Genomic DNA, 2,109 nt, shown 5'->3' on the forward strand with positions numbered 1-2,109 from the left:
CCGCCCGCGGACAGCCGGCGCAGCACCGCGGGCACCCCGGGCACCGCGAGCAGGGCGGTCGGCCAGGCGGAGTGCTGCGGGGGCAGCTCGGGCAGGGCCGGGGAGACCAGGGTGAGGCTGCGCACCAGGTCCGGGCGCAGCGCCGCCAGCCGGACGGCGACCGCGCCGCCCAGCGAGTTGCCGAACAGGTGGACCGGGCCGCGGCCGGAGGCCTCCAGGTAGCCGATCACCGCGCGGACGTGGCCGGAGACGGTGAGGTTGCCGTCGGTGGGCGGGTGGGAGCGGCCGAAGCCGGGCAGGTCCACGGCCTCGCCGTCGACCTGTCCGCCGAGCCGGTCCATCAGGGCCTCCCAGTTGGCGGCCGAGCCGCCGAGGCCGTGCACGAAGAGCCCGGGCTCGCGCCCGTCGGCGGCGCCGTCGACGGCGGGTCGGTGCACCGCGAGCACCGCGCCGGGGACCTCGACCGTACGTACCTGCTGCTCAGCGCTGCTCATGGTGGACGATGGTAGTGAGCCCGCCCCGGGAACCCCGGGGTGGTCCGGCCGCCGGCCGCCTCCGTTCCACCACTGCCGAGGCCGAGGTCAGCGCCGTATTGTGGGCTCCTGACAACCAGGCCGATCGTCTTTTCTCGCCTTCGCCGAACGCGGACGCGGTTACCGAAAAGTAGAATCGGCCATCTTGCCAGCCGCGAACAGACCCCGAAGTGAGGAGCGCCGTGACGGCCATCCAGGAGGCGCAGGAGCGCCCGCGCGGTGCCCGCCTGCCGCGAAGCGCCCGCCGTGAACAACTGCTCGGTGCCGCCCAGGAGGTGTTCGTCGCGCAGGGCTACCACGCGGCCGCCATGGACGACATCGCCGACCGCGCCGGGGTGAGCAAGCCGGTGCTCTACCAGCACTTCCCCGGGAAGCTGGAGCTGTACCTGGCGCTGCTGGACAAGCACTGCGACGCCCTGGTCGAGTCGACCCGCGAGGCGCTGTCGGCGACCACCGACAACAAGCAGCGGGTGGCCAACACCATGGAGGCGTACTTCAACTACGTCTCCAGCGAGTCCGGCGCCTTCCGGCTGGTCTTCGAGTCGGACCTGACCAACGAGCCGGCCGTGCGCGAGCGGGTCGAGCGGGCCTCCGAGGCGAGCGCGACGCTCGTCAGCAAGGTGATCCAGGAGGACACCGACCTGCCGGAGGCGGAGTCCAAGCTGCTCGCCGCCGGGGTCTGCGGCCTGGCCCAGATCACCGCCCGGTACTGGCTGTCGCAGGGCCTGGCGATCCCCCGCGACGAGGCGGTCCGGCTGGTCGCCAGCCTGTCCTGGCGCGGTCTGAAGGGCTTCCCGATGCACCCGGGCGAGCAGTCCGGCGAGGGCACCGCCCACCAGGGCTGATCCGCCGACCTTCGCCGGGCCGGGGATCCGGTGCTCTATGGTGAAGCCGTACGGCACGGTCGCCGCGAACGCTTGTCCCAGGCGATCCGGTGCCCGTGCGTGGAGGCTGCAACCCCGGAGGGACGGAAGCCGTGGAGGTCAAGATCGGCGTGCAGAACGCGCCCCGCGAGATCGTGATCGAGAGCTCGCAGACTGCCGATGAGGTCCAGAGCGCGGTCGCGAAGGCGCTGGAGGGCTCGGAGAAGATCTTCGCGCTGTCCGACGAGCACGGCCGTCGCATCATCGTCCCGGCCGAGCGCCTGGCGTACGTGGAGATCGGCGAGTCGGCCGCCCGCAAGGTCGGCTTCGGCACCGCCTGAGGCGCCGCAGCACAGCATCGTCCGGTGCCCCGTTCCCGTGAGGGAGCGGGGCGCCGTCGTGTCCGGGGGCGCTGTGGCCCGTGGGGCCGCGTCGCGTGTACGAGCGGGTGGGGCGGGGTACGGCGAGGGTGCGGCGCCGGTGCCGCACGCCCGTCCCCCCGGGAGGCAGCCTTGCTGGTCGAGTCGATCGTCTTCGCCCTCGTCGGCCTGGTCACGGGCGGCACGGCCCTGCTGGCCCGCCCGGCGTACTTCCGGGCCGCCCGGGCCCTGGTCCTGGGCACCGCGCTGGCGGCGGCGCTGGTCGGCGGGGTGGTCGCGCACTTCAGCGTGGACGGCCGCCAGCCCGCGGTGTCCGTCGCGGCCGCGGCGGTG

The 2,109-nt window shown here is 73.9% G+C and carries 4 protein-coding genes; 3 read left to right on the forward strand and 1 reads right to left on the reverse strand.

The window, feature by feature from the left end:
* A partial coding sequence (locus tag AE652_RS40160; protein WP_049660672.1) for an alpha/beta fold hydrolase occupies positions 1-494 on the reverse strand: 494 nt, incomplete at its 3' end.
* Positions 495-715: 221 nt separating this feature from the next.
* On the opposite strand from AE652_RS40160, the gene AE652_RS40165 reads away from it, so the two are divergent.
* The 3 genes from AE652_RS40165 to AE652_RS40175 all read left to right on the forward strand — a co-directional run.
* Complete coding sequence (locus tag AE652_RS40165; protein ID WP_049660673.1) at positions 716-1,378, forward strand: TetR/AcrR family transcriptional regulator; 663 nt, start codon at positions 716-718, stop codon at positions 1,376-1,378.
* A gap of 131 nt (positions 1,379-1,509) precedes the next feature.
* Positions 1,510-1,737, forward strand: a complete 228-nt coding sequence (locus tag AE652_RS40170) for a DUF3107 domain-containing protein (RefSeq protein WP_049660675.1) — start codon at positions 1,510-1,512, stop codon at positions 1,735-1,737.
* A 171-nt stretch (positions 1,738-1,908) separates the two neighbouring features.
* The coding region (locus tag AE652_RS40175; protein ID WP_049660677.1) for a hypothetical protein at positions 1,909-2,109 on the forward strand (201 nt) is incomplete at its 3' end.

Origin of the sequence: Kitasatospora sp. MY 5-36 (genome assembly GCF_001182915.1) — a bacterium.
Lineage (GTDB): Bacteria > Actinomycetota > Actinomycetes > Streptomycetales > Streptomycetaceae > Kitasatospora.